The sequence below is a fragment of the Variovorax sp. DAIF25 genome (genome assembly GCF_050711835.1).
Taxonomy (GTDB): Bacteria; Pseudomonadota; Gammaproteobacteria; order Burkholderiales; family Burkholderiaceae_C; genus Variovorax.
Genome location: NZ_CP136636.1, coordinates 3,449,753 through 3,474,172, shown reverse-complemented (window position 1 = coordinate 3,474,172; position 24,420 = coordinate 3,449,753). Strand labels below are relative to the sequence as shown.

Below are 24,420 nucleotides of genomic sequence, written 5' to 3'. Positions count from 1 at the left end.
CGTTGCATGGTTTGCGTCCTGGTTAGAAGCGAAAAACACCGAACGGCGTCGGTTTAGCGGCGGTGCGCGAAGCGAGGTCGAGCAACAGCCCCATGGCATCGCGCGTTTCCACCGGATCAAGAATACCGTCGACCCACAGGTTGGAAGAGAAGTTGGTGGCGGGCTGGAAGTCTTCGTAAATCTTGCGCACCGGTACCTTGAAGGCCTCTTCCTCCTCGGGCGTCCACTCTTTGCCCTCGGTCTTGTTGATCTGCTTGCGCACCAGCGCCATCACGGTGGCGGCCTGATCCGGGCCCATGATGGCCGCGCGGCCGGTCGGCCAGGCGAACATCGCGGTTGGATTGAACGGTCGGCCACACATGGCCAGGTAGCCAGCGCCATAAGAGGCACCCATGATGATGGTGTACTTGGGCACGTTGGCCGAGGCCATGGCCGTGATCATCTTGGCTCCGGCCTTGGCGATGCCGGCCTGTTCGGCGGCGCGCCCGACCATGAAGCCGGTCACGTCGGCCATGAACAGCAGCGGGATGTCACGCTGGCAGCACAAATCAATAAAGTGCGCCGCCTTCATCGCGCTCTCCGGGAACAGCACGCCCTGGTTGGCGAGGATGCCAATCTCGTGGCCGTGGATACGGGCAAAACCGGTCAACAGGGTGTCGCCGTACATCGGCTTGAATTCCTGGAACCGGCTGTCATCGACGAAGCGCGCCAGAATCTCGCGCGTGTCGGTCGGAATCTTGGTGTCGCGGCTGATGATGCCGTAAATCTCATGCGGGTCGAAACGCGGAGGCACTGAAGGCTGACGCGTCCAGCGCGGTTTGGGTTGCTCACCCAGGTCGCGCACGATCTCACGCGTGATGGCCAGCGCGTGGCGGTCATCTTCGGCGATATGATCGGTGACGCCACTGACGCTGCAGTGCATCTTGGCCCCCCCCAGCGACTCGGCATCCACCGTCTCGCCGGTGGCGGCAAACGTCAACTCAGGGCCACCGAGGTACATGTAGCCCTGCTCTTTGACAATCACCGCCTCGTCGCACAGAGCCGGAATATAGGCGCCACCCGCCGTACAGGGCCCCATCACGACGGCAATCTGCTGGATACCCTCGGCCGACATGCGGACCTGGTTGTTGAAGATGCTGCCGAACTGTCCAACATCGGGAAAGATGTTGGCCATCTCCGGCAGAAACGCCCCGCCGCTGTCAACCAGCGTGATGCAGGGCAGGCGGTGCTGCCAGGCAATCTGCTGCGCCCGCACGTGTTTCTTGCAGGTCATGCCGTAGTAGGTGCCGCCCTTCACGGTGGCATCGTTGGCGATGATCATGCACGGACGGCCCTGCACCAGGCCAATGCCGGTGATGATGCTGGCGCCGGGCGGTACGCCTTCGTACAGACCCTCGCCGGCCAGCATACCGACCTCCAGGAAGGGCGAACCCGGATCGAGCAGCACTTCGACCCGATGGCGCGGCAGGATCTTGTTGCGCGCCAGGTGTTTTTCCCGCGCTTTCAGAGGGCCACCAGCAAGCGCCAGTTGGCGACGGCTCTGCAGATTCGCAATCACGGCCTCATAGGCTTCGCGATTGAGTCGAAATTCGTCGTCCGAAGTCGACACACGTGAGGAGAGGATGGTCATTTGCGTTCTCGCACCAATTCGAAACGGAAAGTCATCAGGACTTGAACACAGGCGTGCGACGCGCTTCGAACGCAGCCAAACCTTCACTCACATCGTCATCGAGCAAGGCGGCGCTGGCCAGATCCTCCTCGAGCTGGAGACCGGCCTCCGATGAGCCCTCCATGCCCTGACGGGCGAGGCGCTTCATGGTGGCGATGCCGATCCGGCTGCGCGTGGCGAGTTTGGTGCAGTAGGCGAGCGCCGCTTCACCCAGTTGTTCGGGCTCGACCACATAGTTGACCAGCCCCCATTGTCCGGCCGTGTCGGCATCGATCCAGCGCGCCGAAAAAAACAGGTCCAGGCCGCGCCGCAGGCCGACGATGCGCGGCATGCGCTGACTACCGCCCCAGCCCGGAATCAGGCCGAACTGGGCATGCTGGTCGCCAAAGCGCGCGTCCTTGGCTGCGAAAATGATGTCGCAGGCCAGCATCAGTTCGCTGCCGCCAGCGAGGGCCAGGCCCTGACAGGCCGCCACCACCGGCAGATCGCTGCGCTCCAGGCGCTTGAGCACGCCATGGCCATAAGCGATGAAATGCTTCAGGCTGGCGGGATCGCCGCGCAAGGACTTCACCTCGTCCAGGTCGGCACCGGTACAGAAATGCTTGCCCTGCGCCCGGATCAGGATGGCGCGCACGCCGGAGCCGGGCCGCTCGAATTCATCAAGAGCAGCCTCGATGCCCTCATGCACGGACATCGACAGGCAATTGAATTTTTCGGGACGGGCCAGCTCTATGATGCCGACCGCGCCGCTGCGACTGACCACCACGGGGGATGCCTGATTCCCGGTTTGCATTATTTGCTCTCCTTGGCGTACTGCACGGCAGCGCGGCCCACACGCTCGCGGGCGATGATCAGCTTCATGATTTGTGCCGTGCCGTCGCCGATTTCCAGACCCATCACATCACGCATGCGCTGCTGGTGCGGCAGATCCATCGACCAGCCATAGTGACCAAAGGTCAGGAGGCACTGATGGATGGCGTCAAACGAGGTCTTGGGGGCCATCCACTTGACCATGGCGGCTTCCGCGGTGTGCGCTTGACCCGCGTCGCGCAAGGCCAGACCGTGGTAACAGAGCTGGCGGCAAGCGGAAATCAGTGTCTCGAATTCGACAATCGGAAAGCTCACGCCCTGGTACTGCGCCAACGGTGCGCCGAAGGTCTGGCGTTCCTTCACGTACTCCCAGGTTTCGTCGATCGAGGCCTGCGCCGCCGCCAAGCACTGCAGGGCGATCAGGATGCGGCTGAAGTCAAAGCCCTGCATCACCTGCGTGAAGCCCTTGCCTTCCGCCCCTAGCCGGTTCTCGACCGGCACCCGCACGTCGTCGAAGAACACCGAGCCGCGGCCGATGATTTTGCTGCCGACGTCGTTGAAGCGGGTGCGCTGCACGCCTTTCTGGTTCAAATCCACCAGCAAGGCCGTGATACCGCGCGCGCCATCCTCTGGCTTGCCGGTGCGCGCGAACAGCACCATGGCATCGGCCTGGTCGGCAAAGGTGATGGAGGTCTTCTCACCCGAGAGGATGTACTCGTCGCCAACGCGGCGCGCCTTGAGCTGCAGGTTGGCGGCATCCGAGCCGCCCCTCGGCTCAGTCAGACCCAGGGCGACGATAGCCTCGCCCGCCACGATCCGACTGTTCCAGGTGCGCGCCAGCTCGGGGGACGCATTAGCATGGATGATGGCGCCCATCAGCGAGCTCAGCAACTGCATGTAGCTCACGTTGAAGTCGCCATAGGCAATTTCCTCGGTGATCATGCCCGCCGTGACGCCACTCAGGCCCAGGCCACCGTACTCCTCGGACAAATCGACACCGATCAGGCCGAGGGACCCCATTTCCCTGAACAGCGCCCGGTCAATACCCGGCTGCGACTCGCGCTTTTGGTAATCGGGCCTGAGCTTCTCGCGTGCAAAGCGGCGCGCCACGTCACGCAACGCAATTTGATCGTCATCAAAAATCATGGCCATATCTCCTGGTTGACTGCTGCTGAAAACGACTGCCTCCTGCGCCCGTCAGCAGCCAGAAACAAAAAATGAAGAAAACCCCGATTGCAAAACGCGGCGATTCCTTGTTACTATAGCACCGAACAGGCGTTAGTTAGATATGCAGGAGATTTTTTACATGACCAACAGTCCTACAGCTCCCTTTACAAGACTGCTGTCTCCACTGAAGGTCGGTACGCATGTTCTTCGGAACCGGGCGCTGATGGGCTCCATGCACACGCGACTGGAGTCGCTGGATCGGCCGATAGAGCGTCTGTCGCTGTTCTATGCGGAGCGGGCGCGCGGTGGCGTCGGCCTGATTGTCACCGGCGGCTATGCGCCCTGCCAGGATGGCCTGCTGGATGAAACCGGCCCTCTGCTCGCCACGCCGGAGCAGGCCGATGCGCTCAAACCCATTCCTCAGGCGGTGCATGCCGAGGGCGGCAAGATCATTCTGCAAATCCTGCATACCGGCCGCTACGCCAAGGTCGCACGGCCGGTCGGCGCCTCCGGCATTCCGTCCCCGATCAATCCGCGCGGGCCCCGCGCATTGAGCACGGCCGAAGTCTGGCAAACGATCGCCGACTACGTGCGCTGCGCCGAACTCGCCAAGCGCGCCGGCTTTGACGGCGTCGAGATCATGGGCTCGGAAGGCTACCTACTCAACCAGTTCACCGTCACGCGCACCAACGACCGCAGCGACGAATTTGGCGGCAGCATGGAAAATCGCCACCGCCTGCCGGTGGAGATCGTGCGTCGCGTGCGCGAACAGGTGGGACCGCAGTTTTTGCTGATGTACCGTGTGTCGGCACTGGATCTGGTCGAAGGCGGCGCCCCGGCGGACGAAATCGCCCAACTAGCCCAGGCCGTACAAGCCGCCGGCGCCGACATCCTCAACACCGGCATCGGCTGGCACGAAGCGCGCATACCCACCATTGCCTACGTGGTGCCACGCGCCGCCTGGCGCTTCGCGGCGGCCCGGGTCAAAAAGTCCGTATCGATTCCGGTCATCACCTCCAACCGCATCAACACGCCCGCGCTGGCCGAAGAGATTCTTGCCAGTGGCGATGCCGACATGGTCTCTATGGCGCGCCCCTTCTTGGCCGACGCCGACTTCATCGCCAAGGCGGCGCAGGGTCGCGCCGATGAGATCAACACCTGCATCGCCTGCAACCAGGCCTGCCTCGACTACATCTTCACCGACCGGCCCGCCACCTGCCTAGTCAACCCACGCGCTGGCCGCGAACTCGAATTCTCGCGGCTGCCGCCACGGGCGGCGCAACGCAGGGTCGCGGTCGTCGGCGCCGGCGCGGCCGGGCTGGCCTGCGCGCTGAGCACCGCCGCTCGCGGACACGCGGTCACCCTGTTTGAAGCCGCGCCAGAGATCGGCGGCCAGTTGAACCTGGCTCGGGCCGTGCCGGGCAAGCAGGAGTTCAATGAACTGTTGCGCTACTTTCAACAGGGTGTGGCGCGGCATGGCGTCAGGCTCAAACTTGGCAGCCGGGTTGAGGCCCAAGCGCTCGCCAAGGCCCAGTACGACCGCATCGTGATCGCTACCGGCGTGCGCCCGCGCCTGCCGCAGATCCCGGGTATCGAGCATCCGAAAGTCGTGGCTTATGCCGACCTGCTGTCGGGCCGGGTGCAGGCGGGCCGCCGGGTCGCGGTGATTGGCGCCGGGGGGATCGGTTTCGACGTGGCGGCATTCCTGCTGCACGAAAAACAGGCCGGGGACGCCAGTGCGCCGCAGGCGGTCGACCGGTTTTACGCTGAATGGGGTGTCGATACCTCGCCCTCAGCCGCAGGGGGCCTGAAACCGATGCTGCCCGTGACATCGCCACGCGAGGTCACCCTGTTGCAGCGCAAACCGGAAAAACCCGGGCGTAGCCTGGGCATGAGCACTGGCTGGGCGCTCAAGGCCGAACTGGCACGACGCAGCCTGCGCATGCTGTCGGGCTGCAGCTATGAGCGCATCGACGACGCCGGACTGCACCTGAGCATCCAGGGGCAGCCACAAACGCTCGATGTGGACACCATCGTCATTTGCGCCGGCCAGGACAGCGAGAACACGCTGGCCACCGAATTGCGCGCGCTCGGCCTGGCGCCCGAGATCATCGGCGGTGCGGCGGTTGCCGCCGAACTGGACGCCTTGCGTGCCATTGACCAGGGCACACGCCTCGGCCTGGCCATCTGAACTCACGAAAAACACCCCCATGGATTTCGCGCCCCACCAAGAACATGAATCGATACGCGATGCGATCGTCAAAATCTGCGCCCGCTTCGACGACGCTTACTGGCTCGAACGCGACCGGCTGGGCGGTTTTCCGCATGAGCTGCACCGCGCCCTGGCCGAGGGTGGCTGGCTCGGCATTTGCCTGCCGCAGGAATACGGCGGCGGCGGACTGGGCATCACTGAAGCCACCGTGATGATGCAGGCCATTTCACAGTCGGGTGCAGGGCTGTCCGGCGCATCGGCGGTGCACATGAATATTTTCGGCCTGCAGCCGGTGGCCGTGTTCGGCAACGAGGAGCAGAAACGCCGCATGCTGCCGCCGCTGATCGCGGGCCGGGAAAAGGCCTGCTTCGCGGTCACCGAGCCTGACACCGGCCTGAACACCACCCGATTGAAAACCCGCGCTGATCGAGAGGGCGACCACTATGTGTTGTCCGGCCAGAAGGTCTGGATTTCAACCGCCCAGGTGGCCGAGAAGATGCTGATCCTCGCGCGCACCACTGCGGCAGAAGACTGCAAGAAGCCGAGCTTCGGCCTGAGCCTGTTCTACACCGACCTCGACCGCCGTTTTGTAGAGGTGCGGGAGATCGAGAAGATGGGGCGCAAGGCGGTCGATTCGAACCAGGTCTTCATCGACGGCCTGCGGGTGCCGGTGGAGGACCGGATCGGGGAAGAGGGCCGCGGCTTCGAATACATCCTGCACGGCATGAACCCCGAGCGGGTGCTGATCGCGGGCGAGGCGGTCGGCCTGGGCCGCGCGGCGCTGCAGGTGGCCGTCAAGTACGCTGGCGAACGCGTGGTCTTTGATCGGCCGATCGGGCAAAACCAGTCAATCCAGCATCCGCTGGCGCAATCGTGGATGGAACTGGAAGCAGCCGAGATGATGGCGATGCGCGCGGCCTGGAAATACGACAACAACCTGCCCTGCGGCGCCGACGCCAATGCGGCCAAGTACATGGCAGCCGAGGCCGGCTTCAATGCCTGCCAGCGCGCCATGGCAACACTCGGCGGTTTCGGTTACGCCAAGGAGTACCACGTCGAGCGCTACCTGCGCGAGATGATGATTCCGCGCATCGCGCCGATCAGCCCGCAGCTCATCCTGTGCTTCATCGCCGAGAAGGTGCTGGGCCTGCCCAAATCCTATTGACGCTCACTGCGGAACTCGCCGCCGACATTCCTGCGGCATCCGGCGTCACCCACTTTTCACCCATGGCATCCCCCACCCCATCATGACCACCCCTACCGACAGCGAACGCGCCGACCAACTCAACATGCTGCGCGAGAGTGCGCTCGGTTTCGTCACCAAAGAGTCGCCTCTGCACCGCGCACGCGCGCTGCGCCACCAGGCTCCCGGCTACGACCGCCGTTTCTGGAACGCCCTGGCCGAGCAGGGCTGGACCGGGCTGCTGGTGCCCGGATCACTGGGCGGCTACGAACAGGGCTTCGCCGAGATGGCCGAGGTGGCCGCCGCCCTGGCCGCTCAGGTCGCGCCCGAACCGGTGGTGCCGGTGCTGGTCTTCGCCGGCCGGCTGCTGGCGCATGCGAGCACCACCGACCTGGCGACACGCCTGCTGACCGAACTCGCCGAGGGGCGCACCATGCCTGCCGTTGCCTGGCAGGAGCAGGTCACCGGCGCGCAAGACCCTCTCGACCAGGCGGCCACCCGGCTGGAGCGCGCGGGCGATGGCCTGCTGCTGAGCGGTGGCAAACGCCATGTGCGCCCTGGCGCCGGCGCCGACGGCTACATCGTCAGTGCCAACGGAGCGAACGGTCTGGCCCTGGCCTGGGTGCCGGCCAATGCCTCCGGCCTCACCCTGTCGAGCCAGCCACTGGCCGACGGCAGCTATGCGGCGCAGCTCAACTTTAACAGCGTTCGCCTGCCTGCCGGGCACCTGCTGGCCGAAGGACCGGCCGCCGTGGCCGCCCTCGCCCGCGCCTATGACGAAACCCTGGTGCTGAGCAGTGTCGAACTGCTGGCCCTGGTGCGCAGCATGCTGGCCATGACGCTGGACTACCTGCGCACGCGCGTCCAGTTCGGCAAGCCGATCGGCAGCTTCCAGTCGCTGCAGCACCGCGCCGTCGACCTTCTGATCCAGCAGGAACTGACCGCCAGCGTGGTATCGCAAGCCGTCGCCCTGCTTGACGACCCGCAGGCCGACGCCACGGCACGCTCGGCAATGGCCAGCCGCGTCAAGGCTCGCGCGTCGGACGCCGGGCTGCAAGTGGCACGCGAAGCTGTGCAACTGCACGGCGCCATCGGCGTCACCGACGAATACGACTTGGGACTGTATCTGCAACGCGCCCTGGTGCTTGCCGCCTGGCTGGGCAACGGCACGCTCCAGCGCCGCCGCTACGCCGACCTCACCCGCAACGCCACCGAGCAGGAGCACCCATGAACAAGCCCTCGACCACCACCGGAACCGACTGGAACGCACTCGACAACAGCAGTTTTCGCGCCACCGTGCGCGAATTCTTTGAAACCCGCTACCCCAAGGACTTGCGCTATCCCAAACGGCGGCTGCGCTGGGCCGAAATCAGGGACTGGTATCTGACGCTCTCCCAAAAGGGCTGGGTCGCCCCGAGCTGGCCCAGCTCCTATGGCGGCATGGGCCTGAGCCCCGAAAAGCTCATCATCTTCATCGAGGAGCAGGAGCGCTGGGGCGTTGGGCGCGCGCCCGACATGGGCATCACCATGGTCGGCCCGCTGCTGATCCACCACGGCAACGACGCGCAACGCGCCGACTATCTGCCCAAGATCCTGGCCGGCGAGCACATCTGGTGCCAGGGTTATTCGGAGCCGAATTCTGGCTCCGACCTGGTCAGCCTGCGCACCGAGGCGGTGGCCGACGGCGAGCACTTCATCGTCAATGGGCAAAAGACCTGGACCACGCTGGCACAGGACGCCACCCACATCTTTCTGCTGGTGCGAACCGACAAGCAGGCCAAGAAGCAGCAAGGCATCAGCTTCCTGCTGGCCGACATGAAGACGCCTGGCATCAGCGTGCGCCCGATCCGCAACATCGCGGGCAGCGAGGACTTCTGCGAGGTCTTCCTGGAAAACGTGCGCGTGCCGCGCGCCAACATCGTCGGCGAGCTGAACAAGGGCTGGACCATCGCCAAGGCGCTGCTCGGCTTCGAGCGCATCTTCCTGGGCAGCCCCAAGCAAAGCCAGTACGCGCTGGCGCGGGTGCAGGAAGCCGCTCAGCGCCTAGGCCTGTTTCAAGACACCGGCTTTGTGGACCGCTACACCAAGCTGGCCCTTGATGTGGCCGACCTGGGCGCGCTCTACGGCCGCTTCATCGAGCAGGTCAAACGCGGTGAAACGCTGGGGCCCGATGTCTCGATGCTCAAGCTGTTCGCCACCGAAACCTACTCGCGGCTGGCCGATCTGCTGGTTGACATCGCCGGCTCGAGCGGCGGCATGCCTGGCGACATCGCCCTGCCCGGCGGCAAGACCGACGTGCTGACCACCTTCTACAACGCCAGGCCCGCCACCATCTATGGCGGCAGCAACGAGGTGCAGCGCAACATCCTGGCCGCCAGCGTGCTGCAGCTGCCGTCATGATGGCGCACAGCGCCAGCCAGCCCTTAGCCGGCCCCGGCCCGGACGCGCAATTCGCGGCCGCGCTGGCGCAGGGCCGCTTTCAAATTCAGCACTGCGCCGCCTGCGGCCAGCATGTCTTTTATCCGCGCACGCTGTGCCCGCATTGCGGCTCGGCACGGCTTGGCTGGGTCAAGGCCAGCGGGGCCGCTCAGGTCTATTCCAGCACCACAGTGCGGCGCAAGGCCGAGGCCGGTGGCGACTACAACGTCGCGCTGGTGGACCTGGCCGAGGGGCCGCGGCTGATGTCGCGCGTCGATGGCGTGCCACCCGAGCAGGTGCGCATTGGCATGGCCGTGCAGGCGCGCGTGATCGATGATCCGGCCCAAGGCAAACTGCTGGTCTTCGTGGCGGCGGCGCGGGGCGAAGCTTAACCAATGAGCGCCATTTCACCCCTGCGCGGCTGCGCCGCCATCGTCGGCGCCAGCCTGGGCGGCGTGTCCATGGCGCCCGGCCGCAGCGCGCTCGAAATCCTGGGCGAGGCGGTACACGGCGCGCTGGCCGACGCCGGCTTGAAACCATCCGATGTCGATGGCCTGTTCACAGGCTCGTCCTACCACTTCCTGGCCGGCCTGTCGGTGGCGGAATATCTCGGCGTCAAGCCCAAATTCTGCGAAGCCACCATGGTCGGCGGCTCGTCTTACGTCAGCCACCTGCTCACCGCGGCGATGGCCTTGCACACCGGCCAGTGCGAGGTGGCGCTGATCTGCTATGGCAGCAACCAGGGCTCGGGTTTCGGCAAGCTCAAGTCGATGGCCGAGACACCTTTGTACGAGGCGCCCTACGCGCCACGCTACCCGATCTCCAGCTACGCCCTGGCCGCCGCGCGCCACATGCACCAGTACGGCACCACACGCGAAGACCTGGCCCACATCGCGGTCGCGGCGCGACGATGGGCGCAACTCAATCCGCTGGCCCATGCGCGCGATCCGCTCTGCATCGAACAGGTGCTGGCCGCTCGCATGGTCAGCGATCCGCTGTCGGTGCTCGATTGCTGCCTGGTCACCGACGGTGGCGGCGCCCTGGTGCTTGTAAAGAGCGAGCGGGCGCGCGACTTTCCCAAGCCGCCGGTCTATGTGCTGGGCACGGCCGCGGCCACCTGGCACCACCAGATCGCCTCCATGCCCGACCTGACCGTCACCGCCGCCGCCGAGTCGGGGCCGCGCGCCTTCGCCATGGCCGGCCTCTCGCCCAAGGATGTGGACGTGCTGGAGCTGTACGACGCGTTCACCATCAACACGCTGCTGTTCCTCGAAGACCTGGGCTTTTGCGCCAAGGGCGAAGGCGGCGCTTTTGTGCGCGACGGACGCATCGCGCCGGGCGGCGTGTTGCCGGTCAACACCAATGGCGGCGGTCTGTCGTGCTGCCACCCTGGCATGTACGGCATGTTCCTGCTGATCGAGGCGGTGCAGCAACTGCGCGGCGAGGCCGGAGCGCGGCAGGTGCGCGGCGCCGAGGTGGCGCTGTGCCATGGCAACGGGGGCGTTCTTTCTAGCCAGGTGACGGCCCTGCTGGGCACGGCCGCCACCGTCTGATTTCTTTACATCTACAACCAGGAGTCATTTCATGAACAAAGGCATCATGCTGCAAGACAAGGTGGCGGTCGTCACCGGCGCGGGGCGGGGCATCGGCCGCGACATCGCGCTGCTGATGGCGGCGCAAGGCGCCAAGGTGGTGGTCAACGACATCGGCGCCTCGGTCGGTGGCGTGGGCAATGACGCCAGCCCGGGCCAGCAGGTGGTCGACGAGATCAAGACCGCGGGCGGCCAGGCGGTGCTCAGCACCGACAGCGTCTCGGATTGGGCTGCGGCCAATCGCATCATCGAGTGCGCGGCCGACACCTTCGGCCGCATTGATGTCGTCGTCAATAACGCCGGCATCCTGCGCGACCGGCTGTTCTTCAACATGTCGATCGAAGAATGGCACGCCGTGATCGACGTGCACCTGCACGGCAGCTTCTACGTCTCGCGCGCCGCGGCGCCGCACTTCAAGACCCAGCAGTCCGGCGCCTATGTGCACATGACCTCGACCTCCGGTCTGCTGGGCAACCTTGGCCAGGCCAACTACGCCGCCGCCAAACTCGGTGTCGCGGCGCTGTCGCGCTCGATCGCCTTCGACATGCAGCGCTACAACGTGCGCTCCAACTGCATTTCGCCATTCGCCTGGAGCCGCATGATCGGCTCCATGCCAACCGAGACGCCCGAGCAGCAGGCACGGGTCGAGAAACTGAAGAAAATGGACACTGCGAAGATCGCGCCGATGGCGGCCTTCCTGGCCAGCGACGCCGCGCACGAGGTCACCGGCCAGATCTTCGCCGTGCGCGGCAACGAAATCTTCCTGATGAGCCAGCCCCGCCCGGCACGCGGCATGCACACCGCCGAGGGCTGGACGCCCGAGACCATCGCCGAGCGCGTGCTGCCGTCGATGAAGCCCAGCTTCACGCCGCTGGAGAACTCGTCCGTCGTGTTCTCGTGGGACCCGGTCTGAGCGAGCCAACACCATGGCGATCAACTACGACAAACTCATGGCGTGGCCTTTCGAGGACGTGCGCCACCGCTACACCCAGCGCGACACCATGCTCTACGCCTTGGGCATAGGCCTGGGCGTCGATCCGACCGACGAAGCCCAATTGCGCTTCGTCTACGAGAAGAACCTGGTCGCGCTGCCGACCCTGCCGGTGGTGCTGGGCTATCCCGGCATGTGGCTCAAGGACCCCGCCACCGGCATCGACTGGGTACGCCTGGTGCATGGCGAACAGGGCCTGCGCCTGCACCGGCCCGTGCCCCCCGAAGGCGAGGTGATCGGGCGCACGCGCGTCACCGGCATCGTCGACAAGGGCCCCGGCAAAGGCGCGCTGATCTACACCGAACGCACGGTACTTGATGCCGCCAGCGGCAAACTGCTGGCAACACTGACATCAACCACCTTCTGCCGCGCCGATGGCGGTTTCGGCGGCCCGGCCGGACCGGTGAAGGCGGCGCACGAACTGCCGGAACGCGCAAGCGACCATGGCGTTGATTTCGCCACCCAGCCGTGCGCCGCACTGGTTTATCGCCTCTCGGGCGACTACAACCCCCTGCATGCCGAACCCGCGGTGGCGCGCGCGGCCAGCTTCGAGCGCCCCATTTTGCACGGTCTGGCCACCTACGGCATCGCTGGCTGGGCCATCACCCAAAGCGTGTGCGGTGGTGACCCGGCCGCCGTGCAATCGATCGACGTGCGTTTTTCAGCGCCGGTTTATCCCGGTGAGACGATCCGCACCGAGATCTGGATCGAAGGCAAGGTCGTGTCGTTTCGCGCCCGGGCCATCGAACGCGACATCGTCGTGCTCAACAACGGGCGCGCCGAGTTGCGCTGAGCGCCCATTGCCTTTCTCTTTATTTTTCAAGGACACAAGATGAACTACGCTGACTTCCAGTTTCTGAAATTCGACCACAAGCCCAACGGCGTGCTGCTGATCACCATCAACCGCCCCGAGGTGATGAACGCCACCAATGGCCGCCTGCACTGGGAACTGACCAAGATCTGGGGCGTCGTCAACGACGACGCCAAGACCAAGGTAGCGGTGATCACCGGCGCGGGCGACCAGGCCTTCTCGGCCGGCGGCGACCTGGAATGGGTGGCCAACATGGTCGGCAACCCCAAGGAGATCGCCAACACCATGACCGAGGCCTCGGACGTGGTCTACAACATGATGGCCTGCGACAAGCCCATCATCTCGGCCATCAACGGCGTGGCCGTCGGCGCCGGCCTGGCGGTGGCCTTCCTGGCCGACATCAGCATCATGGCCGAGGAGGCCAAGATCACCGACGGCCACGTCAAGATCGGTGTCGCCGCCGGTGACCACGCCGCGATCCTGTGGCCACTGCTGTGTGGCATGGCCAAGGCCAAGTACTACCTGATGACGGCCGAGTTCGTCGGCGGCAAGGAAGCCGAGCGCATCGGCCTGGTGAGCCTGTGCGTGCCGCGCGCCGAACTGATGGACAAGGCCATGGCCGTGGCCAACAAGCTGGCCGCGGGCAGCCAGCAGGCGATCCGCCTGACCAAGCGCTCGCTGAACGGCTGGATGAACGTCGCGCGCCCGATCTTCGAGAGCTCGCTGGCGATGGAGATGCTGTGCTTCCTGGGCGAAGATGCCGCCGAAGGCGTGGCCTCGGTGCGCGAGAAGCGCGCGCCCAAGTTCCCCTCCGCCAACAGCTGAGCACGAGCCCTATCCAGATCATCAACATCGCACCCGCACAGGTGGGGCGACGTTGCAACCAGCGCGCCTGAACCCATCAGCGGCGCATGGCGCTTGCCGCAATCAACCCATCGAGAGGAATGAATATGGACTTCACACTGACCCAGGAACAGCGAATGATTTACGAGTACGGCGACCGTATCTCGAAGCAGTTCGACCACAACTACTGGCGCGGCTACGCCGAAAAGAATGAGAGGCCGACCGAGTTGTACCAGCAGATCACCAGCGACGGCTTTCTCGGCATCATGGTGCCCGAGGCTTATGGCGGCGCCGGCCAGGGCATGACCGAGATGCTGCTGTTCATGGAAGGGCTGGCGAACAACGGCATCCCGCTGCTCAACCTGGTGGTCGGCCCGACCATGACCATGGGTTTGCTGGCCAAGCACGCCAGCGAGGACATGAAGCGCCGGTTTCTGCCTGGCGGCTGTACCGGCGAAATCAAGTTCTGCTTCGCCATCACCGAACCCAACGCCGGCTCCAACTCGATCGAGATCACCAGCATCGCCAAGTCCGACGGCAAGGGCGGCTTCAAGCTCAACGGCCAGAAGGTCTTCATCACCGATGCGAATTGCGCCGACTACGTGATGGTCGTCACCCGCACCACGGCGCGCGCCGAGGTGAAGAAAAAGACCGATGGCTTCACCATCTTCATGGTCGACATGAAGAAAAAAGGCATCAGCAAAACGCTGATTCCTGTCGCCTTCCCGGTGCCGGAGACGCAGTGGCAACTGTTCTTCGACAACGTTGAACTGACCGAGGCCGATGTGCTGGGCGAAGTCGGCAAGGGCTTCAACATCCTGTTCGACACGCTGAATCCGGAACGCATCATCCTGTCGGGCCTGTGTACCGGCGTCGGACGTTTCGCCTTGAAAAAGGCCGTGGCCTATGCCAACGACCGCAAGGTCTTCAACAACACCCCCATCGGCGCCCACCAGGGCGTGCAGCACCCGCTGGCGATTGCCCGCAGCGAGATCGAAATGGCTTCTCTGATGGCGCTCAAGGCGGCCTGGGCCTTCGACCAGAACCTGCCCGCCGGCGAGTACGCCAACATCGCCAAATACGCCGGTGCCGAAGCCGGCATTCACGCCGTGGACGCCGCCATCCAGACCCATGGCGGCAATGGCTTCACCAAGGAGTACGGCATCTACGACCTGTACGGCCTGGTGCGCTTGCTGCGCACGGCGCCGCTGAACCGCGAGATGGTGCTGAACTACATCGGCGAGCACGTGATGGGCCTGCCACGCTCGTACTGATCCGCATCCAAATCCATGAGCAAGAGCACGCGTTCTCCCCTCCCCGTCTTCGGCGCGCTGGCCGGCCTGAAGGTCATCGATCTGTCACGTGTGCTCGGCGGGCCGTACTGCGGCCAGATCCTCGCCGACCACGGGGCAAACGTCATCAAGGTGGAGCCGCCCGCCGGCGACGAGACCCGCGCCTGGGGCCCCCCTTTTGCAGACGATGGCACGGCCGCCTACTACCTCGGTCTGAACCGGAACAAGCGCGACATCGTGATCGACCTGTCGCGCGCCGAGGGACGCGAGATTGTTCTGAAAATGCTCGCGGACGCGGACGTGCTGATCGAGAACTTCAAGATCGGAACCCTCGAGCGCTGGGGCATCGGCTATGAGCAGGCGCTGCGCGAGCGCTTCCCACGCCTGATCCATTGCCGCGTCAGCGGTTTCGGGGCCGATGGGCCGCTGGGTGGCGCCCCGGGCTACGACGCCGTGGCCCAGGCCCTGGGTGGCCTGATGAGCGTCAACGGCTCCGCGGATACCGGCCCGATGCGGGTCGGGGTGCCGGTGGTGGACCTCACCACTGGTCTGTCCGCCGTCATCGGCGTGCTGCTGGCGGTGGTCGAGCGCCAGCGCTCCGGGCGTGGGCAATTCGTCGAAGCCACACTGTACGACACAGCCGTGTCGCTGCTGCACCCGCAAAGTGCAAACTGGTTGCTGTCGGGCAAGGCGCCGCAGCTCAGCGGCAACGCGCACTCCAACATCGTGCCCTACGACAAATTCCGGACCCGCACCTGCGAGGTGTTCCTGGGCATCGGCAACAACGGCCAGTGGAGAAAGCTGTGCGACTTCCTCGGACGCCCGGAGATGGCCAGCGAGCCGCGTTTCGCCACTAACGCCGACCGCTTTGGCAACCGCGACACGCTGCGCGCCCTGCTGGAGGAGCACCTGCTCCAGGTCGATGGCGAGTTGCTGTGCCATCAATTGCTGGCAGCCGGCATTCCGGCCGGCGCGGTGCGCGCCATCCCCCAAGTATTGTCCGACCCGCACACCCTGCACCGGGACATGGTGGTGCAAGTCGAGGGGGCGCAAGGCATTGGCATTCCGGTCAAACTGTCTCGCACCCCGGGGCGGACCCACAGCGCACCGCCACACTTCGGCCAGCACACGCGTGAGCTGCTCGCCGAGCATGGCTACGGCGATGCCACCATCGAAGCCCTGATCGCGAGGGGAACAGTGTCGCAACACGTTCCCGCTTGAGTCAATCCTGCCGATACGAGGGTAAGCCCTATATATCTAACTAATGTTAGGTTTTACATTTGAAAAGCTTTTATACAACACAGAAAATCAACGATCTGCCCACAGGCAGACGCTCACCCGTGAAATGTCATAGGCACCTACAGTGATCAACACCAACAGTACCAGTACCACGGCGAAAGAGCATGGGCCGTCGCCAGCCAACCAACGGGCAGGGGTACCCGTGCTCGAATGCCGCGACGTGGAGCGGCGCTTCGGTGGCCTGGTGGCCGTGACCGGCGTCGACATGCACATCCGGCGCGGCGAGATCTTCGGCCTCGTAGGACCAAACGGCAGCGGCAAGACCACCATGACCAACGCCATCACCGGCTTCTTCCCGCCGCAAAAAGGGCATATCCTGCTCAATGGCGAGGACATCACCGGCCTGGCGCCGCACAAGGTGGCGCGCAGGGGCGTGGCCCGCACCTTCCAGAACCTGGCCCTGTTCAACGGCATGACGGTGCTGGACAACATCCTGCTGGGGCGTCATGTGCACATGAAGCCCAGCGTGCTGCGCACCGCCCTCTATCCCTGGCTGAGCCGGCCCGAGGAGATCGCCCACCGCGAGGTGGTGGAGGAAGTGATCGACTTCATGCAACTGGAGAACGTGCGCGACGAGCCGGTGGACGCCATCCCGCTGGGTCTGAAAAAGCGGGTGGAACTGGCGCGCGCGCTGGTGGCCGAACCCAGCTTCCTGGTGCTGGACGAACCCATGGCCGGCATGAACCAGGAAGAAAAAGAGTACATGGCCCGCTTCATCCTCGATGCGCGCGAAGAGCGCGGCGTGACCGTGATGCTGATCGAGCACCATATGGACATCATCACCGGCATCTGCGACCGCATGATGGTGCTGAGCTATGGCGAGGTGATCGACACCGGGATTCCGAAAGACGTGATTGCCGATCCGCGTGTGATCAAGGCCTATCTGGGAGGTGCCCATGCCGTTCAGTGAGCGCCCTTCCAGCACCTGGGACCTGAACCCGGATACCACCCTGCCTCGGCTGCTGGCTGCCAACGCACGCGTGTTGCCGCAGGCGGTTGCCTTTCGCGAAAAGGACCGCGGCATCTGGCAGGAGACAACCTGGCAGACCGCCTTTGACAAGGCCCTGCGCTGCGCCGCAGGCCTGCAGGCCCAGGGACTGCAAAAGGGCCATGCGGTGCTGATCCTCGGTGACAACCGGCCCCACCTGTACCTGGGCATGCTGGCAGTGGGAATGCTGGGCGGCTTTGCCACGCCGGTGTACCCCGATGCCACGCCCGAGGAAATCATGCATGTGGTCAATAGCGTGCATGTGCAGTTTGTACTGGCCGAAGACCAGGAGCAGGTGGACAAGGCGCTGGATCTGCGTGAGCGTGGTGCGTCGCTGCAGCACATCGTCTACGACAACCCGCGCGGACTGTCGCGCTACACGGCGCCCGGCCTGGTGTCGCTGCAGCAGCTGATGAACGATGGCCACAACCGTTTGCAATCGCAGGCCGGACTGGCACAGCAACTGACCGAGCTGGCCACTCCGGCCGATCCGGCGGTGCTGATCCACTCTTCGGGCACCACCGGCAAGCCCAAGGGCGTTGCGCTGTCCCACCGCAACGTGCTCAGCGGCGTGGCCAATGCGTTCAGGGGACAGTCTTTCGAGTTTGGTGAAGACATTCTGGCCTACCTGCCCATGGCCTGGATCGGCGACTTTGCCATCACCATGGGCGCGGGGGTGGCGCTGCACTTCTCCATCCACATCCCCGAACGGCCCGAGACGGTGCTGCACAACTTGCGAGAGATTGCGCCCACCTTTTACCTGGCCGCGCCCCGCAGCTGGGACAACATGCTGACCCAGGTGCAAGTGCGCATGGAGGACACGACTTGGCTGAAAAAGAAGCTCTACGACTTCTTCATGGCCCATGCCATCTTGTCGGAGAAACGAAAACTGGCAGGTGAGACTCCGAGCACACTGCAGCGCTTGCTGCGCCCATTCGGCGAGTGGCTGGTGACCGGCCCCATCAAAGATCAGCTCGGCATTAGCCGCCTGCGCAATGCCTTTACAGGTGGCGAGGCCATGGGTGAAGACACCTTCGTCTTCTACCGCGCACTGGGCGTGCGCCTTCGTCAGTTCTACGGCCAGACTGAAAGCAGCGCATTCAACGCCATGCAGGCCCCCAACGAGGTGCGGCTGCACACCGTTGGTCGACCATTGCCAGACGTGGAAGTGAAGATCAGTGACAGCGGCGAAATCCTGATCCGCTCGGGCAGCGTGTTCAGCGGCTACCACCAGAATGAGAAGGCGACAGCCGAAACGCTGACTGATGGTTGGTTGCACACCGGCGATGCCGGCTACTTGGAGCCCGATGGTCAACTGGTGGTGCTGGGCCGGGTGTCCGAGGTGGTCTACACCGCAAAGAACGAGCGCTACATCCCCAACTACATCGAGAACCGACTCAAATTCAGCCCCTTCGTGAAAGACGTGGCGGTGCTGGGCAAGGGACGCGACACGCTGGCGGCCATCGTCTGCATCGACAAGGAGCCGGTGGGCCACTGGGCCGAGGTGCGCGGCATTTCCTACATCTCCTACGCCGACCTATCGCAAAAACCCGAGGTCATCGAGCTGCTGACGCAGGCGGTACGCCACGTCAACGAAACCCTGCCCGAGGGCCTGAAGCTGCGCCACTTCGTGAGCCTGCACAAGGAATTCGATGCCGACGACGGCGAGATCACCCGCACCCGCAAGCTGCGCCGCAACGTGGTGGAGGAACGCTACGCACCCATCATCGAAGCCATCTACGGCGGCCAGAAGCAGGTGACGATGCGTGCGCAAATCACCTACGAGACAGGCGAGATCGGCGTGACCGAACGACTGCTGACCGTGAAGGAAGTCTGAACCATGGACCTGATGTATCTCCTCGAACTTGCGGTCAACGGCGGTCTGGCCGGCCTGATGTACGCATTGGTGGCCATGGGCATCGTGCTCATCTACAAGTCATCCTCGGTGCCTAACCTGGCACAAGGCGGTCTGACCATGCTGGGCGCCTACATGGTGCTCGCTTTTGCCAACGGCGTTGGCCTGCCCATGTGGCTGGCCATCCCGGCTGCCATGGCCACCATGTTCCTCGCGGGCATGGGCATCGAACGCGTGGCGCTGCGCCGCCTGGCCGGCCGGCCCATCGTGATGATTCTGATGATGACGCTGGGCATCGACATCTTCATCCGCGCCTCCACCATGACCATCTGGGGAGGCAGCGGCCGCCCGCTGGACATCGGCATCAGCGACGAACCGCTGTTCCTCGGCCCACTGCTGCTCAACCGCGCCTATGTGGTAGGTGCGGTGGTCTCGCTGGTGCTGTTCACCGCCTTCATGCTGTTTTTCCGCACGCGGCGTGGCGTGGTGCTGCGCGCTATCGCCGACGACTACACCGCCTCCTGGTCGGTGGGCATTTCGGTGGAGCGTGGCGTGGCGCTGTCCTGGGCGCTCTCCTCAGTGGTGGCCACCACGGCCGGTGTGTTGTGGGGCTCGGTGCAGACGGTGGACCAGACCCTGGCCATGCTGCTGCTCAAGGGCATCACCGTGGCGGTGCTGGGCGGCATGGACAGCCTGGGCGGCGCCATCCTGGCCGGCCTGCTGTTGGGCATCCTGGAAAGCGTGGCCTCGGGTGTTCTCGACCCCCTGCTGGGAGGCGGCACGCGAGAACTGGTGGTGGCGGCTGTACTGATTCTCACCATCATGATCCGTCCCCACGGCCTCTTCGGTCGCCACGACATCGAAAGGATTTGAACGATGCTGTACCGTCAAGCAGGCATTTTTCACACCCGCTACGCCAGCGACCGGGGGCTGTTCCCCATCCCCTTCGAGCGCAAGGCCATCATCGTCATCCTGCTGATCGCCCTGGCCGCGCCCTGGCTGTTCAGTTCGCTGGTGCTCACCAGCTACCTCAAGCCCTGGCTGATCTGGACGGCTGCCGTGCTGGGTCTCAACCTCATCTTGGGCTGGGCCGGGCAGTTCCACTTCGGCTACGCGGCCATCATGGGCATTGGCGCCTATGCCTCGGTGCACGCGACACGGGCCGGCGTGCCATGGGAGATCGCGGTAGTGCTGGGCGGCATCACCGCGGCCGTTGTGGGTGTGGTGTTCGCGTTCGCGGCGTTGCGCGTCAAGGGCCTGTACCTGGCGCTGTCGACGCTGGCCATGCAGTTCGTGATGGACTGGGTGATCTCGCACGTGCCGGCCATCAGCGGCGGCGTGTCAGCCACACTGCAATCACCACCCATGAAGCTGCTGGGCCAGGCCGTCACGTCCGAGGCGGGCATCTACTACGTGGTGTTGGCCTGGGTGATCTTTGTCACGGTGTTCATGCTCAACCTTCGCCGCACCGCCCTAGGCCGCGCCCTGGTGGCCGTGCGCGAGAAGGACTTTGCCGCTGCGGTGATCGGGGTGCAAAGCTTCTACTTCAAGCTGGTGGCCTTCGCCACCTCGGCCTTCATTGGCGGCGTCAGCGGTTCGCTCCTGATCTTCGGCTTCTACAAGGCGGTCACACCCGAGCAGTTTGCGGTCAACGTCTCCATCGAGCTGCTGGCCATGGTCATCGTGGGCGGCCTGGGCAGCATCATCGGCAGCTTCTTCGGCACCGCCTTCATCCTGCTACTGCCGGGGCAGATGAACACCTTCATTGCCTGGATCGCCAAGGTCTTCGGTCTGGACATCGGCGTCGAAACCCTGGCCCACATCCCGCACATGGTCTACGGTGCCACCATCATCGCGGTGCTGCTCATCGAGCCGATGGGACTGGGCAAGATGTACGGCAACGTGCGCAACTACCTGCTGGTCTGGCCCTTTGGCTACGCACGCAAGTGAGGCGAGTACCATGAACAACGACTACCCCATCCTCTCGCTCAACAACATCGAGGTCATTTACGACAAGGTGGCCTTGGCCATTAAGGGCGTGTCGGTCGAGGTGCCGCAAGGCGGCATGGTGGCCCTATTGGGTGCCAACGGCGCCGGCAAGAGCACCACGCTCAAGTCCATCAGCGGCCTGCTGGTGCCCGAGCGCGGCGAGGTCACGCGCGGCGACATCCGCTTCATGGATCAGGACATCGCCGGCCTGGCGCCACAGGCGCGGGTCAAGCGCGGCATCGTGCAGGTGCTGGAGGGCCGGCGCGTGTTCGAACACCTCACCCCCGACGAGAACCTTGTGGCCGCCTCAGCGGTGGTGGGCAGTTCGCGCGCCGACATGAACCGCAACCGCGACATGGTCTACGCCTACTTCCCGCGCCTGCACCAGCGGCGCACTGCACAGTCGGGCTTTCTCTCAGGCGGCGAGCAGCAGATGCTGGCCATTGGCCGCGCCCTCATGACGCGGCCCAAGCTGTTGATGCTGGACGAACCCAGCCTGGGCCTGGCGCCCTTTCTGGTGGCCGAGATCTTTGACATCGTCAAACGCATCAACCAGCAGGAGGGCCTGTCGGTGCTGCTGGTCGAGCAGAACGCCATCGCCGCGCTGGAGGTGGTCTCGCACGGTTATCTGCTGGAAAACGGCCGCATCGTGATGCACGACAGCGCCGAGGCGATGAAGAAGAACCCCGACATCCAGGAGTTCTACCTGGGTGGCGCCGAGGGCAAGAATTTCCACGACATCAAACACTACAGCCGACGCAAGCGCTGGCTGAGCTGAAAGATCACCACCGCAGTCCCAGGCATGCGCGTACTTGGTGCCTATTGGACGTTTCAATCCACCGTACGCAGGAGACATTCGATGAAACGAGCTTTGCTATCCACCCTCTCAGGTGTCGCCCTGCTGCTGGGCGCGTCCGCGGCGTCGGCGCAGCAAGCGCCGGTCAAGTTTGGCCTGTGCTACGACCTGAGCAAGGCCTACACCTTCGTCACGCCGCAGATCGTGCAGGCTGCCAAGGACTACGCGGACATCCTCAACGCCAAGGGTGGCCTGGAGGGGAGCCCCATCGAGATCGTCGTGCAGGACCACGGCAACGAACCACAGCGCGGAATCGAGTGCTACGAGAAGCTAAAGCGCGAAGGCGTGATGATCTTCGACACCTTGTCCACACCGGTTTCGCGTGCCATGCTTCCACGCGCCATGGCCGACGGCAACATCATGCTGCAGTCCTTCGTGGGCCGGGGCGACGCCATCGACGGCGACGTGTTCAAGTGGGTTTTCCCCATCGGCCCGACCTACTGGGGCCAGATGGCCAACAACATCCAGTACATCAAGAACCAAAACAAAGGCAGTCTCAAGGGCGTCAAGGTTGGTTTCATATACCCCGACTACGCCTTTGGCCAGGAGCCCATCCCCATCCTCAAAACACTGGCTGAGAAAGAGGGCTTCGAGCTGAACCTATTTCCCAACCCGATGCCCGGGCGAGACCAGGCTGCGGTGTGGACACAGATCCGTCGCTTCAACCCCGACTGGGTGATCACCTGGAACCTATCGGCCATGCACGTGGTGGCGGCGCGCGAAATGAAGCGCAACGGCGTCCCCATGGACAAGCTGATCAGCGTGAATTGGCTCAATGAAGTGGACATTGCCAACATCGGTGCTGCGGAAGCCAAAGGCATGAAGCGTGGCACCAACGTCGCCGGTGGGCAGGACCACGCGTTGATCAAGCAGATTGTGGCCGACCTCTACGACAAGGGAAAAGGCAACGGCGACCGCAAGAACCTGCAGGATGTGTACTACAACACCGGCCTGGCCATTTTCTCGGTGGCGTTTGAAGGCGTACGCAATGGGCTCAAGGCGGGCCGACCGCTGACACCGGCCAAGATCAAGACCGGTCTTGAGAATCTGCGCAACTTCGACGCCAACGGACTGATGGCCCCAGTGACCGTGACCGCCCAAGACCACGGTGGCGGCGGCAAGACCCGCATCGATATGTGGGACGGCGCCAAGTGGGTGCCGCAGTCCGACTGGATCTCGGCCTACAACGATGTGGTTTGGGAAGTGATCAAGAAGGAATCGGCCGAGTTCGCCAAGACCAACAAGTGAGCAAGATCGAGGGCTGTCTCGGCACGGGGTAGTCCGTGGTCATTCGGTGAGCTCTCGCCGTCGCCATCGGATACCACGGGCAGCCCACGTTGCACGGGCCGTTGAGGCCGCCGCAGGGGTTGCTGGGTATGGATAACTTCCGGATTGAGGTTTAACTACCTATTGAGACTTCGAAGCTGCATGCAAATCCAGACCCTTCAACTTGCGACCGATAGCCCGCAAGTTGGCGGGTTGCAGTGCCCAGCACACAGGAATCACCCGAAACACAAAAAAATCAAACACTAGTTTGTCTAACTACCGTTAGGCCGTTAAACTATTGACAAAGCAATGTTGCGCGCGAATGCGCCAGGAGTAAATATGGATCTCGATCTGAAGGGCAAATCAATCATCGTCACCGGGGGTGGCTCCAACATCGGACGGGGCATCGTGCTGGCATTCGCCGCTGAGGGCGCGAATATCACCATCGGCGACATCGACACCGAACAAGCGCAGAAAACGGCCGACTTCGCCATGCAGCTGGGCGCGGCTTCCACCCAGGTAGTGAAGACCGACGTCACTCAACTTGACCAGGTGCAGGCCATGTTCAAGACCGCTGTGGACAAGTTCGGCGGCGTTGATGTGCTGGTGAACAACGTGGGCTGGGATCAACTGATGTTCTTTACGCAAACGACCCCCGAGTTCTGGCAAAAGGTCATCCAGATCAACTATGTGGGGGTCCTGAACTGCACTAAGACAGCGCTGGAAGTGATGATTCCGCGCAACGCCGGCGCCATCGTTTCGATCAGCTCCGATGCCAGCCGTCAGGGCGAGCCGCGCGAAGCAGTCTATGGCGGCGTTAAGGCAGCAATCAACAGCTTCATGAAAACCGTGGCCAAGGAAAACGGTCGCTACGGCATCCGCTGCAACGTGGTCTGTCCCGGCGTGACGATCCCAAGCACCTTGGACGAAGTGGGCGGAAGCAGCATGTGGGTCGACGCCGGCAGCATGTTCTCGCCCGAGCAACTCGAAAAAGTCACCAAGTCACTGCCGCTGCGCAAGGTAGGCCGTCCGCAGGATATCGCCAATGCCGTCGCCTTCCTTTCGTCGAGCAAGGTCGCCGGACACGTGACCGGGCAAGTCCTCTCCGTCTCCGGTGGCTACAGCATGATCGGCTGAACGGCTTGCGGTAGTTGCCAACCGACAACTTAACCCAGAAAA

The 24,420-nt window shown here is 64.0% G+C and carries 21 protein-coding genes; 18 read left to right on the top strand and 3 right to left on the bottom strand.

What is annotated here, in order from left to right; translation table 11 throughout:
- Positions 1-22: 22 nt before the first annotated feature.
- From R0232_RS16205 to R0232_RS16195, 3 genes are read right to left on the bottom strand one after another with little or no spacing between them, the layout of a single operon-like run.
- Positions 23-1,630: a carboxyl transferase domain-containing protein gene (locus tag R0232_RS16205; protein WP_066697091.1), complete on the bottom strand. Its 1,608-nt coding sequence runs from the start codon at positions 1,628-1,630 to the stop codon at positions 23-25.
- 34 nt (positions 1,631-1,664) lie between these two features.
- Complete coding sequence (locus R0232_RS16200; protein ID WP_431512750.1) at positions 1,665-2,462, bottom strand: enoyl-CoA hydratase/isomerase family protein; 798 nt, start codon at positions 2,460-2,462, stop codon at positions 1,665-1,667.
- The gene (locus R0232_RS16195; protein WP_431512749.1) at positions 2,462-3,625 is read right to left on the bottom strand and encodes an acyl-CoA dehydrogenase family protein; all 1,164 of its coding nucleotides are present in this window, start codon (positions 3,623-3,625) and stop codon (positions 2,462-2,464) included. Before R0232_RS16195 ends, R0232_RS16200 begins: the two co-directional genes overlap by 1 nt.
- Positions 3,626-3,785: 160 nt before the next feature.
- On the opposite strand from R0232_RS16195, the gene R0232_RS16190 reads away from it, so the two are divergent.
- The 18 genes from R0232_RS16190 to R0232_RS16105 all read left to right on the top strand — a co-directional run bounded on the left by R0232_RS16190 (position 3,786) and on the right by R0232_RS16105 (position 24,378).
- Positions 3,786-5,837, top strand: coding sequence for an FAD-dependent oxidoreductase (locus R0232_RS16190; protein WP_431512748.1), 2,052 nt, complete (start codon positions 3,786-3,788; stop codon positions 5,835-5,837).
- Positions 5,838-5,856: 19 nt separating this feature from the next.
- Positions 5,857-7,023 carry an acyl-CoA dehydrogenase family protein gene (locus tag R0232_RS16185; RefSeq protein ID WP_431512747.1) on the top strand — a complete coding sequence of 389 codons (1,167 nt, stop codon included), beginning with the start codon at positions 5,857-5,859 and terminating at the stop codon, positions 7,021-7,023.
- A gap of 82 nt (positions 7,024-7,105) precedes the next feature.
- Positions 7,106-8,272 (top strand): acyl-CoA dehydrogenase family protein, encoded by a 1,167-nt coding sequence (locus R0232_RS16180; RefSeq protein WP_431512746.1) that lies wholly within the window; start codon positions 7,106-7,108, stop codon positions 8,270-8,272.
- Positions 8,269-9,441: an acyl-CoA dehydrogenase family protein gene (locus tag R0232_RS16175; protein ID WP_431512745.1), complete on the top strand. Its 1,173-nt coding sequence runs from the start codon at positions 8,269-8,271 to the stop codon at positions 9,439-9,441. The genes R0232_RS16180 and R0232_RS16175 overlap by 4 nt, the downstream gene beginning before the upstream one ends.
- Positions 9,438-9,851 (top strand): Zn-ribbon domain-containing OB-fold protein, encoded by a 414-nt coding sequence (locus tag R0232_RS16170; RefSeq protein WP_431512744.1) that lies wholly within the window; start codon positions 9,438-9,440, stop codon positions 9,849-9,851. The genes R0232_RS16175 and R0232_RS16170 overlap by 4 nt, the downstream gene beginning before the upstream one ends.
- Before the next feature lie 3 nt (positions 9,852-9,854).
- Entirely contained in the window at positions 9,855-11,012 is a 1,158-nt protein-coding gene (locus R0232_RS16165) for a thiolase (protein ID WP_431512743.1), read from the top strand.
- Positions 11,013-11,058: 46 nt separating this feature from the next.
- Entirely contained in the window at positions 11,059-11,964 is a 906-nt protein-coding gene (locus tag R0232_RS16160) for an SDR family oxidoreductase (RefSeq protein ID WP_431512899.1), read from the top strand.
- A gap of 13 nt (positions 11,965-11,977) precedes the next feature.
- Positions 11,978-12,835, top strand: a complete 858-nt coding sequence (locus tag R0232_RS16155; RefSeq protein WP_431512742.1) for a MaoC/PaaZ C-terminal domain-containing protein — start codon at positions 11,978-11,980, stop codon at positions 12,833-12,835.
- 39 nt (positions 12,836-12,874) lie between these two features.
- Positions 12,875-13,678: an enoyl-CoA hydratase/isomerase family protein gene (locus R0232_RS16150; RefSeq protein ID WP_431512741.1), complete on the top strand. Its 804-nt coding sequence runs from the start codon at positions 12,875-12,877 to the stop codon at positions 13,676-13,678.
- Between the two features lie 125 nt (positions 13,679-13,803).
- The gene (locus R0232_RS16145) at positions 13,804-14,970 is read left to right on the top strand and encodes an acyl-CoA dehydrogenase family protein (protein ID WP_060986553.1); all 1,167 of its coding nucleotides are present in this window, start codon (positions 13,804-13,806) and stop codon (positions 14,968-14,970) included.
- Positions 14,971-14,985: 15 nt separating this feature from the next.
- A complete protein-coding gene (locus tag R0232_RS16140) occupies positions 14,986-16,209 on the top strand; it encodes a CaiB/BaiF CoA transferase family protein (RefSeq protein WP_431512740.1) in 1,224 nt (407 codons plus the stop codon).
- A 142-nt stretch (positions 16,210-16,351) separates the two neighbouring features.
- On the top strand, positions 16,352-17,197 hold the full coding sequence (locus tag R0232_RS16135; RefSeq protein WP_431512739.1) for an ABC transporter ATP-binding protein: 846 nt from the start codon (positions 16,352-16,354) through the stop codon (positions 17,195-17,197).
- Positions 17,184-19,112, top strand: coding sequence for an AMP-dependent synthetase/ligase (locus R0232_RS16130; RefSeq protein ID WP_431512738.1), 1,929 nt, complete (start codon positions 17,184-17,186; stop codon positions 19,110-19,112). Before R0232_RS16135 ends, R0232_RS16130 begins: the two co-directional genes overlap by 14 nt.
- Positions 19,113-19,115: 3 nt before the next feature.
- Entirely contained in the window at positions 19,116-20,003 is an 888-nt protein-coding gene (locus R0232_RS16125) for a branched-chain amino acid ABC transporter permease (RefSeq protein WP_066690478.1), read from the top strand.
- 3 nt (positions 20,004-20,006) lie between these two features.
- Complete coding sequence (locus R0232_RS16120) at positions 20,007-21,080, top strand: branched-chain amino acid ABC transporter permease (protein ID WP_066690475.1); 1,074 nt, start codon at positions 20,007-20,009, stop codon at positions 21,078-21,080.
- A 10-nt stretch (positions 21,081-21,090) separates the two neighbouring features.
- A complete protein-coding gene (locus tag R0232_RS16115) occupies positions 21,091-21,897 on the top strand; it encodes an ABC transporter ATP-binding protein (protein ID WP_306556042.1) in 807 nt (268 codons plus the stop codon).
- Between the two features lie 81 nt (positions 21,898-21,978).
- Positions 21,979-23,223: an ABC transporter substrate-binding protein gene (locus R0232_RS16110; RefSeq protein WP_431512737.1), complete on the top strand. Its 1,245-nt coding sequence runs from the start codon at positions 21,979-21,981 to the stop codon at positions 23,221-23,223.
- Between the two features lie 357 nt (positions 23,224-23,580).
- Entirely contained in the window at positions 23,581-24,378 is a 798-nt protein-coding gene (locus R0232_RS16105) for an SDR family oxidoreductase (RefSeq protein ID WP_066690469.1), read from the top strand.
- The last annotated feature ends 42 nt before the right edge of the window (positions 24,379-24,420 follow it).